This window comes from Thermogutta sp. (genome assembly GCF_039793925.1).
Lineage (GTDB): Bacteria > Planctomycetota > Planctomycetia > Pirellulales > Thermoguttaceae > Thermogutta.
The window spans coordinates 12,861-29,217 of the sequence record NZ_JBAMME010000124.1 but is presented as its reverse complement, the minus strand read 5'-3'; the positions used below and the strand labels follow the sequence as shown (position 1 = coordinate 29,217).

The window sequence follows — 16,357 nt, the reverse complement described above, 5'->3', positions numbered from 1 at the left end:
TGACAGATTGGAAAAAGAAGCAATGACGGATAGAAATATTCCGTTTACATCACACTTTATCGACGGCATTATTCGATTCACCCTCGACAATAAGCTCGTGGTGTTTCTCATTATCGCGGCCATTATCGGGTGGGGACTGGCCGTGATGCCCTTCGACATCAACCTTCCATTGTTGCCTCGCTCGCCGATTCCAGTCGATGCGTTTCCTGATATCGGCGAGAATCAGCAGATTGTCATTGCAGAGTGGCCGGGAAGAACGCCTCAGGACGTGGAGGACCAGGTCACGTATCCTCTCACCGTGTCTCTACTGGGTGTTCCTGGCGTCAAAACGATTCGGAGTTCTTCCTATTTTGGATTTGCGATGGTGTATATCATCTTTCGGGACGATGTCGACTTTTATTGGGCAAGATCGCGAATCCTGGAGCGTCTCCCGGTAGCCCAGAAGTCACTCCCTCCTGGTGTCAATGCGACATTAGGACCGGACGCCACAGCGCTGGGGCAGGTGTTTTGGTACACGCTGGAAGGCCGCGATCCGAAAACGGGTGAACCGGTTCCTGGATGGGATCTGGAAGAGCTGCGATCGATTCAGGACTGGCAGGTCCGGTATGCGCTTCAGTCGGTAGAGGGGGTGGCGGAGGTCGCTTCAGTCGGTGGTTTTGTTCGAGAATACCAGGTGGATGTGGATCCCGAGCAGCTTGCCCATTATGGTGTCTCACTGGAACAGGTGCTGGACACGGTGCGCCGTTCGAATCTCGATGTGGGAGCGCGAACGATAGAGATTAATGGGGTTGATTATATGATCCGTAGCAGGGGATTTATTCGTAGTGTAGAAGATCTAGAAAATGCGGTGATTAAAACCGATCGGGAAGTTCCCATTCTTGTCAAGAATGTTGCCCATGTTACCCTTGGGCCAGCCATGCGCCGGGGTGTTCTTAACAAGGGTGGCGCGGAGGCCGTGGGGGGCGTTGTGGTGGTTCGGTACGGCGAAAACCCAATGGAAGTGATTAAACGGATTAAACAGAAAATCGCCGAAATTGCTCCGGGGCTGCCGCGGAAAAAGCTTTCCGATGGGCGAATTTCCCAAGTGACCATTGTCCCCTTCTATGATAGGACTCAACTTATTCAGGAAACACTCGGTACGTTGAGCGACGCGCTGCGGCAGCAGGTGATTGTAACGATCATTGTTGTGCTCGTTATGGTTAATCACTTCCGATCTTCTTTTCTTATCTCAAGCTTGCTGCCGATGGCTGTTTTAATGTCATTTATTGGTATGAAACTATTCCATGTCGATTCCAATTTGATGTCACTTGCCGGGATCGCGATCGCCATCGGCACGATGGTTGATATGGGGATCATCCTGACGGAAAACATGCTCAAGCGTCTGGATGAAGCACCTCCTGACGAACCGCGAAGGGAGGTTATCTTTCGAGCTGCATCCGAAGTCGGACGGCCGGTGCTGACCGCCATAAGCACAACCGTGCTTGGTTTTCTGCCTGTGTTTGTGATGACCGGGCCCGAAGGAAAGATGTTTCGTCCCCTTGCTTATACTAAGACATTTGCGTTGATAGCTTCGGTGATCATCGCCCTTACGCTTTTGCCGCCACTGGCCCATATTTTGTTCAGCGTGAGAAAACCGACGCGTTGGTTGCGACTGACGGCTGCCGGAATTGTGCTCCTGGGAACCGTGGTGGCCGGGGCAAACCTGGGATGGTGGCTTCTGATCGTGGGAGTAGCCTGGGCCGGAGGATTTCTGGTTGCGGAGTTCGCACCAGAATGGGAGTTCCGCTACCGGCAGCTTCTGACCCTGGTCGCCGCTGCAGTGGCCATCGGTATCTTGGCGGCGGACTGGTTACCGCTTGGACCAGGTGCGGGGCTTGCGCGGAATATCATTCTCGCAGGCGGTGTCATCACAGGACTGCTGGCCGGGTTCATTTTATTTCAGAAGTTTTATGCAGCATTCCTGAAGTTCTTTCTGCGCCATAAACTTATTTTCTATGTGTTTCCAGCGATCACTCTGCTTCTAGGGGCGTGCATCTGGCTCGGGTTCGAACGCATATTTGCCTTCGTCCCCGGTTTTCTCGAGCGGATCGGCATTTCCCGGGAGAGGGTGCTGGGGCATCCTGTTTGGGTTTGGGCACGGCACGAGTTTCCCGGGCTAGGACGGGAGTTCATGCCACCTCTCGACGAGGGAGCGTTTCTCCTCATGCCCACAGCCATGCCTCACGCAGCTCTGGCCCAGGCACAGGACTATTTGGAAAAACAGGTCAAACTGGTTTCCTCAATACCTGAAGTGGATGTCGTTGTGGGAAAACTCGGTCGAGTCGATAGCGCTTTGGATCCAGCGCCCATCAGCATGATCGAAACAGTGATCACCTATAAGCCGGAATATATTGTCGATGCAAACGGCCGGCGATTAACATTTAAAGCGATTGAAAAAGACGGCCGCCTGGAATTTGTTCGCGATGCGAACGGAAATCTCATCCCCGATTCCCAGGGCTGGCCTTATCGCCAGTGGCGGCCGGAAATTCGCTCGGCGGACGACCTGTGGCGCGAAATCGAGAGAACCGCGCGCCTGCCGGGGCTAACCTCGGCTCCAAAACTTCAGCCGATCGCTGCGCGCATCGTGATGTTGCAGACAGGTATCCGGGCGGCAATGGCAGCGCGGATTAGGGGAAACAGTTTAGACGACATTTATAAGGTAGCACTTCAGGTGGAAAACATACTCAAGGAGGCACCGGGAGTCGATCCCAAGACCGTGTTCGCCGACCGAATGATTGCATCTCCCTACCTAGAAATTGTTCCCCGACGGGAAGACCTGGCGCGATATGGTGTGAAAATTGAAGAATTTCAGCATTTAATAGAAACTGCGGTCGGTGGCGAGCCGCTCACTACCACCGTGGAAGGGCGGGAGCGATATCCCGTGCGCGTCCGTTATTTGAGGGAGCGCCGCGATTCTATCGAAGAACTGAAGCGCATATTGGTGACCACGGCGACCGGAGCTCAGGTCCCACTGGAACTGCTCGCCGATATTCACTACGTACAAGGACCGATGGAAATTCGTTCCGAAAATACAAAGCTCGTGGGTTACGTGATCTTCGATAAGCAACCAGGTTATGCGGAAGTGGATGTGGTGGAAGCCTGCCAGCGTTTGTTGCGCCAGAAGCTGGAAAGTGGCGAACTGGTATTGCCACCGGGGACGGAAATGCCCACATTCATCGGCTCCTACGAAAACCAGGTTCGTTCCGCACGTACTCTGGCGGTAGTGATTCCCGTGACTTTCTTGATCATCTTTTTAATTCTCTATTTTCAGTTCAGAAATGTGTTGACCACATTTATTGTTTTTTCCGGGGTACTGGTCGCAGCATCGGGTGGTTTTCTGCTGATCTACCTCTATGCACAACCGTGGTTTGCTGATTTTTCGGTGTTCGATGTCAATCTACGAGATCTTTTTCAGATGCGGACGCTCAATCTCAGCGTGGCCGTGTGGGTCGGTTTTATCGCGCTCTGGGGTATTGCGACCGACGACGGCGTGGTGATTGCCAGTTATCTCGATCAGTCGTTTGTCGTCCGAAACCCACGGACGATAGAAGAAATTCGGGAGGCGACCTTAGCCGCTGGGTTGCGGAGGATCCGACCATGCCTGATGACCACAGCCACAACGGTTCTGGCGCTGCTTCCCGTTCTCACCAGCGTCGGTCGGGGCAGCGACGTGATGGTTCCCATTGCGATTCCTTCTTTCGGCGGGATGCTGATCGAACTCATGACATTGTTCGTCGTGCCGGTTTCGTATTGCCTGATGAAAGAGATCGGCTTGAAGGTGGGTGGTGTCATCCGATTCGAAAGGGAACCAGCTAGCCAGAAGAGTAATAACGCTTCGTCCGATTCCGGGACGGGCAATCGCGAGTAGGCCGAGCCCTGAATATGCGGCCCTTAGCTGTCCATTTGGCGGGGCGGCTGGGGGAGCCCAAACCAGTCGGCTAGGAGAATCTGATTTTTCCAGAGCATCCAGGCTATCATTCCCACAGTGGATCCGCCAAGATGGGCTAAGGCCGATACGTCGCTGGCGCCGGACAGTTGTGAATATGCCGTGAGAACCTGCAGCACAACCCATGCCACAAGTCCCCAAACGGCCGGGAATCGCAGCCAAAAGAAATATCTGAATAAAATGCCGAGTTTGGCTTTGGGGAACTGGAGCCCATAAAAGACGATGGCTCCAGATATTCCTGCGCTGGCTCCCACGCAGGGAATATCGACACGCGGATCGCCCAGCGCATGGAAAAGGAGGCCTGTCACATGGGCCAACACCAGGAGGGCGAGATAAAACCACCGACCAACGTGGTCTTCAACGTTATCCCCGAATACTAGAAGAAAATACATATTCCCAATTAGATGAAAAATCCCACCATGCAAGAAGAACGATGTAAGAAGCGTGAGGCCGGCCAAACGGAACGGCTGTGCCGGAATGAACCCGAGTTGCTGAACAAAAACTCCTAAATTCTGAAGGGAATAGAGGAAAACAAGTACACACGCCACCACCGTTCCCCATGTGAGCCAGGGAATGCTTCTCAGTGCTGGGCCCTCCACTTCCACCGGGAGGCCGAAAAACGCGGGAATCCACTGCCAGGGTTCCGAAGGCAGGTCCTCGTTTGCTTGATCGCGACGGGCAAGTTGCTCGATTTTGGCGCGGGCGATGGCTTCGCGCGCTGCGGGAGACAGTTCTTTGTTAGGAGGTCCGACGGATGGAGGAGCTTGCGGAAGGGCCTCCCACTCTGTGCGATCGAACCATGCAAGGTAACAGTTTGGACAGAGATCAATGGGGATGGTGTGCTCATTGTGAACGATGGGGACAACGGCCATGGGGCGGTGGCACAAAGGGCATGCGTCGCCGTGGCGGTCTTTTTGCTCCTTGGCTCGTTGCCAAAGTTGGCTGGCGATGTTTTTGGGGACCCGACCGCGTACCACCGCCCAGCTCGTTGCCTGACCCCTGCACTGGGGACAAAAGTAAGCCATTCCTTGCGGAGTGCGAGCGCCTTTCAGCGGAACATTACAACGCGGGCACAGGAGCATGTTCGAGCTCCTCGTTTCGATCTCTGGCAACCGGCAAACCGAGGTCGCTGCCAAAAACCTTTTTGCTGCCAGAGACAGTTCCCACAGCGTGTTGAATTTATTTCCAACGTTTAGCAACTTCTTCTTTCATGAATCGCAGCCCGTCTGCAGCGAGCTGGCGTTCCGACTCGTACATCCGGCGCCAGATTTTGGTAGCAGGAATCAGCTTCTCCAATGCCAGCCCAAACGCCTCGATGACCATCGTGTTGTTGTAGCCAATCTCATGGAGAGTGTCGAAAGTTTCCTGCCACCGGACGTTCCCTGTTCCGGGGGTGCTGCGATCATTTTCGGAGATGTGAACGTGGACGAGGTAGTCTTTCAGTGCGCGGATGGCTGACGGAATGTTCTTTTCCTCGATATGCGAGTGGAAAGTATCATACATCATTTTGCATCGCGGATGATTGACCTCCCGGCAAAAACGGGCGCCGTCGGCGGCGGTGTTCAAAAAGTAACATTCAAATCGATTAAGGTATTCGACGGCTAAGGTGACGCCGACTTTCTCAGCGTGTTCGGCTACCTCGCGCATGGCGTCCACACCCCATTTCCATTCATCCTCCGTGGGTCCGCGGCCGGTAAATTCACCCAGCGCCGAGTGGAATGGTCCGGCCATAATCTCGGCGCCGAGCATGGCGCAGCAATCCAGATTCCGTTTGTTGGCCTCGATGCCCCGGCGACGGATTTCCGGATCGGAGCTAATCGGGTTGGCATCGGCTGTGCGAACCGCTGTGGCTGTCCGTGCGAGTCCGAGTTCGTCGAGACGTTTGGCCCACTTCTTATAATTTGCCTCGTTGTCGAGATCGAAAACGGGAAGCTCAACCAGGTCGAACCCTAACTCCTTGACATCGTCGAGAAGCGGTAGGTACTGATCGCACAGGGTGTCGGTCCACAGCAGAAGATTGATTCCGAAGCGCATCGTCGTCCTCCCATTCTTCTTCGTACAAGACGTCAGGACTGTGAATATCCGCGGTACGAAAGTGTGCTCTTATTCTGCCACGGCTATTCGGGGGCGTCCAGTGCCCGAAGGAGCTCTTCCGCATGGGCGGTGACAATCGGGCGTGATGCTACAAGCGCATTCTGAAAAGAATCGGAAAGATCCGGCAGCCGCAACCGTCGCATCACCTGATTGAGCCGTCGGAGCAGGTGTACATTGTCGGCATAATCGAGGAGAATTCTCTCCCGGCAAAACAGTCGGATAAAGTGCCCGAGCCCACTCACCGGTTGACCAAGAATTTCGCCTGTTGCCCACTCCGTCCAGTCCGGATCTACGCTTTCCAGATCAGCATAGTAGCGGACGACATCCGCCCGTCGCGATTGAACGAGCTGGGCGTCCAGCAGGACTTCCACCAAAAGATGGGAGAGAAAGACAGGTGGAATCCCCATGCCATTGAGAAACGGGCGGACTTCCTGAAGCACGGTGACGAGGCAACGGGAAAACGCCTCGCAGTTGTGAAACCGTCTGTCATCTTCAAGATGTTGCTTGACTCCGGCGACCAATTCCGAAACATTTTGGTCACGATGATGAGCCGCTTGATGGAGCCGCGGAGGCCGAAAGCGGAGACGTCGATTGACCACGGAGAGCCAATCCGGCAGTGCTGTCCCCGTTACGAATCGCGCTCGACCCACAAATCTGAACGCATGAGCAAAATAATTCATGGCGTTTCAATATTGAACAGAGGCTTGCCCGCCCGTGAGGGGACGTGATACACAGAAGGAAACATCCTCCCAAATGTCCAGCTCATTGTCGCGCCATTGCGGCTAGGCTGAAATGCATTATCATATGCTCCAGAAAGGTTGTTCACCACTCTCATGTCCGTTGGAGGTTTCGAGCTATGTTCCGGGCAGGCGCTCGATTCGCATGGATTCTTGCTTGCTGTATTGCGGTCTTTTTTACCGGAAGTTTTTCGAGTGGAAAAGATGTTGGACAAACTCCTCGGCGGCCGAATATCCTATGGATTTGTTCGGATGATCATGCCGCGTATGTCACCGGCTGCTACGGCAATCGAATCGTCAGAACACCGCACATCGACCGCCTCGCGGCTGAAGGCATTCGATTTGACCATGCTTTCTGCAATTCTCCCATTTGTACAGCTTCTCGGCAGTCTTTTATTACGGGACGTTACCCACGGAGTGTCGGCGTCACGTTGCTGAAAACTCCCCTGCCCCAAAGCGAGGTGACACTGGCGGAGATGCTCAAAGAAGTCGGCTACGAGACCGCAGCCTTCGGTAAAATGCATTTCAACAGCCCGCTCAAACACGGATTCGATGTGCGACTGGACTTGCCGGACTGGCAGAAATGGCGCAAAGAACAGCCGAAGCGCCCCCTGCCTCCAGGAGTGAACGTTCTTCCCCCATGGAGGCCCTTTAAAGATCCTGCACGCATATGGCTTAACAGTATGTACTGGCCGTATGGAGCGTGGGACAGCGAGATGTCAGGGACGTTTTTTGCGCAGAAGGCCGCCGAGTTTCTCGCCAGTCCTCACGAAAAACCGTTTTTTCTGATGGTTAGTTTTTATGAGCCGCATTCGCCGTTTCATTTTCCGGTGGAATACCGTGGGCGTCATCGGCCGGAGGAGTTCACAGTACCGGAAGTTGGACCGGAAGATGACGACCAAATCCCGGCTATTTTCCGAGATTTAACGGATGACGAAAAACGCGGCATCAACGCAGCGTATTACACGTCGGTGGAGTTTATGGACAAGAATGTGGGAATTGTACTTAGGGCACTCGAGGAGAGTGGACTGAAAGACAATACGATTGTCGTGTACATCGGAGATCACGGATACATGCTCGGTCATCACGGGCGTTTTGAAAAACATTGCAGTTATGATCCGGCGATTTCTGCACCGCTCATCATGCGGTATCCGCCTGTCATTAAACCGGGGAGTTCCACCAAGGCCTTTGTGGAGTTTGTCGATATTGTCCCCACCCTTCTCGACCTGTGTGGAGTTCCCATTCCCGAGCGCGTTCAGGGAAAGTCGTTGCGACCGCTCTTGACAGGGGAAACCACCACCCATCGCCCCTACGTGATTGTGGAATATGCCCACAACGACGAGATCTGCATCCGGGACGAGCGATACAAACTTGTGTACATGCGCGGTAAAAGAGTGCGAGATGATGGCCACGAGCCTGGGCGTCCGCTGCCGGGCGTCACGATAAAACTGTTTGACCTGGCGAGTGATCCGGGCGAGTTTTATAACCTTGCCAATCGGCCGGAACATCAAGAACGAATCAAGCGTTATCTCGAGCTCCTCGCCGAGCACATCAAAAAGACAGAGCGTGATCCAGAGCAGCTTCCGAAAACGAACGATCCGCTCGAGATCATCGAATACGGGGTGCAACCGCACGACGTGACCAGCGCCGAGGAATGATGGCGTTTGTCAGGGTCAGTGGCCGGCTTTTTGGCAGACACGAAAAGCCAGATCATTCTTCCGCGTCCAATTGGACCGGAATGTCCAACGTGCGCCCCTGGCGGATTATCCGGAAGATAGCTGTTTCTCCCGGCCGTTTGGTGTCGAGAATACTCAACATATCATCGACGGTTTTTACCGGTTTTCCGTCGATAGCGATAACCAGGTCGGCTGTTGAGCGGTCGATGGTGGTCGATTCAAAAACCAGAGGACCTTGCCGCCTCGTCCGCTTAACTATGCGGAATCCCTGAAGACCTGCACGATCGGCCGCACCACCCGGTTTCAGAACCGCCAGGAGCACGCCTCGTTCCGTTTCTAAAACCTGAAGTATCCCGGCGTCCGCGCGAATGACTCTGCCGGTACGGATGAGCTGGGGAACCACGCGAGCGATTGTATTGACGGGAATGGCAAAACCCACTCCGGCACTTTCTCCTGTACGGCTGGCGATAGCCGTATTCATGCCGATCATGAGTCCGTGACTGTCCAGAAGTGGCCCACCCGAATTTCCCGGGTTAATAGCCGCGTCAATTTGGATCATTTGTTTGAGAGTCCGCTTTGTTCTGGGATTGGGCAAGGAACGATTGAGACTCGAGATAATGCCCGTTGTCAGAGTTCGCTCCAGCCCAAAGGGATTTCCGATGGCGAAGACACGCTGACCCACCTTTAAATCTGTTGAATCCCCGAACACCACCGGAAAGAGCTTGTCCGAGGGGGCATCGATCTTGAGCACCGCGATATCACTGACAGGATCGGCTCCCACAAGCTGGGCGTCGTAAGCCATCCCATCGAACAGAGTGACCGAAATGGCCTGGGCATTCTCCACCACGTGATAGTTGGTCAGGATGTGTCCCTGACGATCGATGACTGAACCGCTACCTTCTCCCTCGGCAATAACGTCCATAAAGAAAAAGGCACTACCCTGGATGCTCTTCGTGCGAATGTTGACAACGCCTTTGTTCGCTCGTTCGTAGACGCCGATGTTGATCAACTCCTCTGGGGAGTACTGTCCAACGGGGGGCAGAAACCGCTCCCAGGGACTGGCGGTCTGCTCGAGCGCAATTGTTGCTGCTCCGCTTGGAGTGTTATTCTGGGAATACATACTGAATTGGAATGTTTGCCCAGGCAACTGTGAGCGGGCGCCTGTGATGACCTGATTTTGCGCCAGTTGGATCGGCGGTGCGTGAGGCCGGCTTTGGCCTCGTGCAGAGAAAGCCCAGGCGAGAAGCCCTCCTGCTAGGGCACTCAAAAGACAAGGGATCGCTATCCAACGCATCTTACCCTCCTTATTCTGTCGCCATGAGCAAAGAACTATTGCGGAGCGCCCTCCGGAAGCCTTCAAAAAGGGAAGCCACTTTCTAACTATCCCCGGACAGGAACAGTTTGTTTCACTTTAGCGAAGAGCAACTGCCAGGAAAAGGGCGTAGCAGCCCTTACACTCTCAGTAAGTTCGGCTGAGTTCTGAAAGGGTTGGAAGAGCGCTCTAAGAGCGCGCTCCATGCTTGCAACAACTCCGTGATAACGTCCGGCTCGTTCCGCCGATTACGGGCGATTGTGAGGGGAGAAAAAGGCACCGTACTCACAACTGCCAGACGCATGACGACGGATTAGGCGTGCACGGCGGCCACTCTGTTATTGTCGAAAGTGCTTGACAGGCCGCGTGTTTTGCTCGGATTTCACGCTGACATCCTGAGAACATGCCCAGGCGATAGCAGTGCATGCACTACAACGCATTGTGGCAGGTTGCTGCCTTTGCCAAGATATTGAGTGAGCATTGACACCGGCTGTACGTTCGGTAGATTTTGCTTAGTTCGCTTAAACGATTTTCACAGGTCGGAATTCCACGGAGGAAATTCCCCTCGCCATGACAGGGATGTCTCGTACATCTTTTCCGATCGTTCAGCCTTTGCTGGTTTCTGCCTCACGGCATCTTGATGCTTTTCCCGTTGATCGACTTCGCGGGCAAAAGTGCTCAAGATGTTTCCGTATCGGCCATGGACAGAGACACGGCGAATTCTTGCGCAGAAAGCGGTACTACTGCTCTGCAGTATCCGTTCCGGTTTAATGGTTTTGTTGTTGACAACAGGGAGGTGTTTTATGCGACGGAAGCCACTGATCGGCCTGAACATGGACTATCGGCCTGCTGACAAGGTCAACTTCGCAAAAGGAGAGATTGCCGCAGGCTATTTCGACTGCCTCATTCGCGCACAGGCGGTGCCTGTGGTAGTACCTCCGCTAACTTCTCGGTCTGACATCGAGCGCGTTCTGGATACGCTGGACGGATTCGTTCTCATCGGTGGTGCCGACCTCGATCCCATTCGAGACGGTTGTTATCGCCATGCGCACACCCAGGTTATGCATCCGCGGCGGGAGGATTTTGATCGCTTGCTGGCAAAGTTGATTGGGCAGCGCCGGATGCCAGTCCTGGGAATCGGAGCGGGAATGCAACTTCTCAATGTGTCCCAGGGAGGCACGCTTTCCCTCCACATTCCCGATGACTTCCCGGCGGCCATCCCCCATTGGGATCCCCAGGATCCATATCACCGTCACGGCCTCGTGGTCACTAAGGGGTCCCTCATTGATCGCGTCTACGGCGAGGGAGAAATCCGCGTGGCGAGCCGGCATCATATGGCCATTCTGGATCTGGCGCCCGTGTTCGAAGTCACCGCCCGAGCACCAGACGGGATCATCGAGGCCATTGAAAGTCGGGATCCAGACTGGTTCGCGATCGGTGTTCAATTCCATCCGGAATGCGAAGCCGCTTCGGCGCTCGATTTGCGCGTGTTCGAGGAATTTGTGGAGGGCTTGTTGAAGCGGACGGGGAAGCACGCCGCGGCGGTTCAGGTGTGAAGACTGGTCGGCCAATATGCGGCCTCTTCAGTGGTGAACTGGACAACGCGGCTGCCCTCGCACATATTGCGTTACGCCGTGGCCGATAGAAGCGGCACTGTCGTCTCAGGTTGGGGCAGCGATTCGGCTACAAGTAGGAATCGCATGCTGACTGTCCACCGACCCTCGGCATCCGGCTGGACCAGCCAGTGGGGTTGAACCGCCACTGACTGATGCACTAACTCGAATCCTCCTTCAGACTGGCTCACCGAAGCCACTGGGAAAGTCCAGACGTCGGTAGGACGGGAGAACCCAAGCTGAATGCGCAGCCCAAGCCACTGGTCCACCAAAGCCAGGCCCGACACCTGGCAGAGGTCCAAGCGGGTCCCCAGGTGACCGAGTTTCTCCTCGGCGAGGCTGAGAAAGAATCGATCATCGGCTTCGGCGGGTAATCCAGCAAAGTTGAATTCCACGGCGAAAAGGAAGGGACGATCGGGGGGAAGATTCTCCAGCCGGTAAGCCACTTCGAGGGTGGACGAACCGGCACTCAACAGGACGGCCTTTGTCACGCGGATCTTCTGGTCAAGGATGTCCGCTTCTGTGCTCAGCGTGGCGCGCACACGCTCCGGATTAGTATGAATGGTGCCTTCGTAGGGTTGTTCCCAAAGCTTCGTCCAAGGCGTTATCTCTCCACTGGCGGCCTGTTCCAGTGTGGTTTCGGGACTGAGCATGAGATCGACAAGACTTTTTCTCGGATAGATGTCGTACTGTAGACGGGACTCCAGGCCAGCTTGTTTGAAGACAACGCGATCGTGAATACTCGCACAACCTTTGTTTTCGGGCGAGGCACCTGCTCGAACTTTCTCATGATAGATTTCAGGACGGCGAGTCATCGTCGCGAGAAGATTTCGACGAACGGGGCGACAATCCCATTCATAGAGAATTCCCCCCTGGTACGGGCTCAGGTAGGCGACCATGCGATCGTTAGCCAGGCGGATTTCTGGCCTCCCATCGAAGTTGAAGTCTTCTGCGGTCGCCTCAACCCAATGTTCAGGTCGCCCCTGGGACTTTTCCAGAATTTCATCCGCAGTGATTAGCTGCTCGTAGATGGCATTGCGTAGATGCGGTAAGTAAATGCCACCGAAGGCACCGTGCCAATAGGGGCAATTACACTGTCCGCGATACAGTGACAACTGGGCGGCTCGCAATTGCTCGTTTGCTGGGTCGTTGTGGATTGCGTCCTGAATCCGGCGACTAATCTCCATCATCCTGGCGTACATTTCATTGGCCTCGGGATATTTGACCCGAAAATTTCGCCAGAAGCCGCCGCGGATGAAGGATCGCACCTGGGGCCAGCGATGGTCATCGTGAAACTGGCGCGCGAGCTCTTCCAGGGCCTGCTGGCGACGGTAAGGGAGCGCCCATTCCGTCATCTCGCGGTAGCTGCAATCGGGAAGATAGATTTTCCCAATAGAGGCCACGGCGTCGTAGGCCTCGCCGAGTGTGCACACTTCCAGCCACTCGCGGTTGGTGGTCAGGGCCGTGAAAAAGCGTTCCAGCCAGCCGTCGGAATAGACATGCTTTTTGGTCTCTGGCCAAGTTCCGAATTTCTCACCGTCATCGCCAAACACGACCACGGCGCCAGGATGCTGTCGGCCAATTTCAGCGAGATAGTCAATCGTCACCTGCGGGTCCGCAAAGGGGATCGTGTAGCGCAGACGCTCACTTCCGGGAAAGATGGCCAGGACGCGACCTTCATCTTCTGTCAGATAGTAGCCCCTCAGCTCGTCTTCCGAAAGTCCAGCGGCTTTGAAATGGAAATCATCAAGGACTGTGTATTCGATGCCGGCGGCCACAATATCGCGGGTCAGGGACTGTTCCCAAACGCGTTCGGGAATCCACATCCCGCGAATACGCGCTCCCAGCCGGTTCTCCAGAAAACGGGAATACCGTCTGATTTGTCCGATTCGGTCGACACTCGGAATCATGGGTAGAATGGGCTCATAGAACGGCCCACCGATCATCTCCACTCTCCCGGCCTCCACCAGCTCTCGTAGGTGATCGAGGTAGCCCGGTCGATGGGTTGCAAGCCATTCCATGAGCGGGCCACTAATGTGAAGCGAGATTTTGATGGGATCCCACCGGGAAAACACCTCCAAGAATGGGCGGTAGCTATCCTCGTATGCTTGCTGAAAAACGTGGTCGAAGTTTCCGACGGGTTGATGATTGTGCAGCAACAAAACGAGTCTCACGACAGGGGATCGATTTGCAGGGGGGTGACTCATGGGTGTGTCCAATCGATGCTCGCAAAATCAACAAAGTTGAGGAAACCATCCGTCAAGCCAAGTTAGGAGGGAACAAGTGCGAACGGAGAGGCAACCAGAAGGAACGGACTCATCCGAGATCCGCAGCGTCCTATTCTTTTCGCCAAACCGTTCTATTTCCTGTATCGGCAATCTCTAAGCAGTCACTCCAGATTACCTATCCCAATCTGTTTTCCTGAGTGGTACGGATTCTCAACTGGCGCGGAGCGTTTGTGCCGCCTCTTCCGGAAAAACGGGGTTGATATGGATGCCCGTGCCCCATTCAAACCCAGCCGCGCGACTCACGCTCGGTAGAATTTCCAAACGCCAGTGAAAATGGGGGCTTTGCTTGCGAAAAGGGGCTGTGTGGAGAAGTACATTATATCCTGGTTTACCGAGTCGGGTCTCGATTGCACTGAGTACCTTTTGAATGGTTTCTGCGAGGCTGGAAAGCAACGTTTGTGGAGTTGCTTCAAACCGTTCTTCGTGCGCTTCAGGAAGGATCCACGTTTCGTAAGCAAACCGGCTGACGAATGGACAAAACGCTGTGAAGCCGCTGTGACGCAGAACGATCCGTTCGCCCTGGGCCTGTTCCTGCGACAAAAGCTGGCAGTAATAACATCCACCTTCTCGTTCGTGCCAGCGTCGGGCCGCTTCCAGTTCACTGATGAAAGAAGGGGGAACAATCGGAATGGCGAGAAGTTGGGAGTGGCTATGTTCCAAGGAAGCACCGGCAGTTGGGCCAACGTTCTTGAAGATGAGCGCGTATTCCAGGTAAGGCTCATTCGAGAGTTGTCCGAGGCGCTCGCGAAAGACGTCGAGCAGTTCCGTGACCTCGCTGACTGTCATGTCGGTCAGGCTGACCACGTGACGCGGAGTGTCCACAATGACATCGTGGACGCCTAACCCTGGAAAACATGACGCCGCCAGTGCGGAGTCGCTTGCCGACATGCGGCAGTGCACAGCAGGATATTTGTTGGACACGACGCGGACGCGCCAGCCGGGACCATTCGGTTTGCTATCGGGATTGCGGCGGGCAAGCACTTCCGGGGTCGTTTCACTTTCGTTTCCCTCACAAAAGGGGCAGGGGCCCGACCGCACGCGGCGGACAGCCGTGTCGTAGTCCTGGGGGCGTTGGGATCGTCCTGGGGCGAGAATGACCCAGCGGCCTGTCAGAGGATCTTTCCGAAATTCCGGTTTTTTCTCTGTCGAAATGGTGGCCATCGATAGTAACCTGCAATTTACAGAAGGAATTCCCAGCAGTCGGGCTGTCGGGGTTGCTTTCATAATCTGGAAAACCTTTCATTATGCCACTCTGGGGCAAATCCTGCACGGTTGGAGGTTGCGATAGGATGGTTCCCCTGGTAGATTCGCCGCTATCACTTAAGTGACGTCATGATGGCGCCACTGGCCGTCTGCACCGGTCGTCGAAAAGGCTTCCATTTGCACGAGGGGGGTACCAAGATGGCTTCCGTCACTTTTCGAGCACAATTAGTCGTACGAGGGTTCGCGTTAAAAAGAAGAACAACCACCGCGGACTGGATGGTCATTGGACCGGCGCTGGTCCTTGGGGGTGTTCTCACAACCTTCTGTTGGGGGCAGATAAAAGGACCGCCCTCACCTGAAACTTTTCCCGCCTTACAGGTTGTTCCCGAACCTTACGGACAAGCGTGTTTCGTGTTCGTGCCACTTCGCCAGGAGCTCTGCCGATTCCATTTCAGTTCGGGGCTTCAGCGGCCTTTTCTCTACCCGGTGAACTCCCCGGACGGTTGGCCGCTAACCAGAATGGGACATCCTCACGACCCGGTGTCACACAGTCACCACAACTCCGTGTGGATATCGCATGCCGATGTGAACGGTTTTGACTTCTGGGCGGACCGTCCTTACACGCAAATCGTTTGTACCAGGGTTACCGAATACAACGAAAGCGCTGAAGATTCCCTCAGGGCATGGCTTATCGCAGAGCTCGAATGGCGTGCAGAAGGGCAGCCACTTCTCAAAGAGCGCCGTCTTATTGAGGTCAAAGTGTCGGGGGATACCAGCTTGGCCTGGCGCTCACCCAAGGATGTCCTTGCCGAAGGATATTTCATCCTCATTGAATCGCGATTCACTCCAGTCAGACAAACGGTGACTTTTGGAGAGACGGCATTTGGCCTGATTGGCGTGCGGATGACCAAAACGATCGGGGTGCGCGATGGGGGTGGGCGGATCCTCAACAGCGAAGGGCTGGTCAACGAGAAGGAGGTCTTCCGCAAGCCAGCCAAATGGGTGGACTACAGCGGTTACATCACCCCAGGCGTTGCAGGAGGTATTACCTTGTTCGATCATCCCCAAAACGAGGGTTTTCCCCACCCCTTCCACGTCCGCGACGATGGGTGGATGGGAATCTGTTTCAGTTTCCAGCGGCCGGTGACACTCTCTCCGGAGGGCAGTTGTACGGTGAAGTATGGCCTGTGGTGTCACGACGATATTCCCGACCGGCAGACAATCGAGCGGCACTGGGAGTCCTTCGCAACGTGGGTGGGACATGAAGGTGGCAAGCCGTAGGACATCGCAAACGCCGGCGAATGCGGTCTTTCTTATGGCAGGGCAGATGGACCGCCATTTCTTACAGCTTTACGGTGCCGACCAGAACGTCTTTGGTCTCACAGAGCCCTGAGTCACGTGGTACTTTAACCGCCATGGTGAGGGAAGCCGGCGCTCGTAAAGATCAGC

At 54.9% G+C, this 16,357-nt stretch carries 10 protein-coding genes; 4 read left to right on the top strand and 6 right to left on the bottom strand.

The annotated features are described in order from the left end of the window. Positions 1–22 precede the first annotated feature (22 nt). A complete protein-coding gene (locus tag ABJK56_RS04635; protein WP_347243495.1) occupies positions 23–3,907 on the top strand; it encodes an efflux RND transporter permease subunit in 3,885 nt (1,294 codons plus the stop codon). Positions 3,908–3,930: 23 nt separating this feature from the next. Here ABJK56_RS04635 and ABJK56_RS04630 read toward each other — a convergent pair whose 3' ends face one another. From ABJK56_RS04630 to ABJK56_RS04620, 3 genes are all read right to left on the bottom strand, one after another. Beyond that, positions 3,931–4,962, bottom strand: coding sequence for a rhomboid family intramembrane serine protease (locus ABJK56_RS04630; RefSeq protein ID WP_347243494.1), 1,032 nt, complete (start codon positions 4,960–4,962; stop codon positions 3,931–3,933). Between the two features lie 202 nt (positions 4,963–5,164). Beyond that, positions 5,165–6,019 (bottom strand): sugar phosphate isomerase/epimerase family protein, encoded by an 855-nt coding sequence (locus ABJK56_RS04625; protein WP_347243493.1) that lies wholly within the window; start codon positions 6,017–6,019, stop codon positions 5,165–5,167. Positions 6,020–6,102: 83 nt separating this feature from the next. Further along, a complete protein-coding gene (locus ABJK56_RS04620) occupies positions 6,103–6,759 on the bottom strand; it encodes a hypothetical protein (protein WP_347243492.1) in 657 nt (218 codons plus the stop codon). Between the two features lie 176 nt (positions 6,760–6,935). On the opposite strand from ABJK56_RS04620, the gene ABJK56_RS04615 reads away from it, so the two are divergent. After that, entirely contained in the window at positions 6,936–8,474 is a 1,539-nt protein-coding gene (locus ABJK56_RS04615; RefSeq protein WP_347243491.1) for a sulfatase, read from the top strand. A gap of 52 nt (positions 8,475–8,526) precedes the next feature. On the opposite strand, the gene ABJK56_RS04610 is transcribed toward ABJK56_RS04615, so the two are convergent. Then, entirely contained in the window at positions 8,527–9,786 is a 1,260-nt protein-coding gene (locus ABJK56_RS04610; RefSeq protein WP_347243490.1) for a trypsin-like peptidase domain-containing protein, read from the bottom strand. Between the two features lie 821 nt (positions 9,787–10,607). Here ABJK56_RS04610 and ABJK56_RS04605 point away from each other — a divergent pair. Further along, entirely contained in the window at positions 10,608–11,360 is a 753-nt protein-coding gene (locus tag ABJK56_RS04605; RefSeq protein ID WP_347243489.1) for a gamma-glutamyl-gamma-aminobutyrate hydrolase family protein, read from the top strand. 71 nt (positions 11,361–11,431) lie between these two features. On the opposite strand, the gene ABJK56_RS04600 is transcribed toward ABJK56_RS04605, so the two are convergent. Continuing rightward, the gene (locus tag ABJK56_RS04600; RefSeq protein ID WP_347243488.1) at positions 11,432–13,591 is read right to left on the bottom strand and encodes an alpha-amylase/4-alpha-glucanotransferase domain-containing protein; all 2,160 of its coding nucleotides are present in this window, start codon (positions 13,589–13,591) and stop codon (positions 11,432–11,434) included. A gap of 264 nt (positions 13,592–13,855) precedes the next feature. Further along, entirely contained in the window at positions 13,856–14,866 is a 1,011-nt protein-coding gene (locus ABJK56_RS04595) for a DUF4921 family protein (protein ID WP_347243487.1), read from the bottom strand. 240 nt (positions 14,867–15,106) lie between these two features. Between ABJK56_RS04595 and ABJK56_RS04590 the strand changes: the two genes are divergently transcribed. Further along, positions 15,107–16,189, top strand: a complete 1,083-nt coding sequence (locus ABJK56_RS04590) for a PmoA family protein (protein WP_347243486.1) — start codon at positions 15,107–15,109, stop codon at positions 16,187–16,189. Positions 16,190–16,357 lie beyond the last annotated feature (168 nt).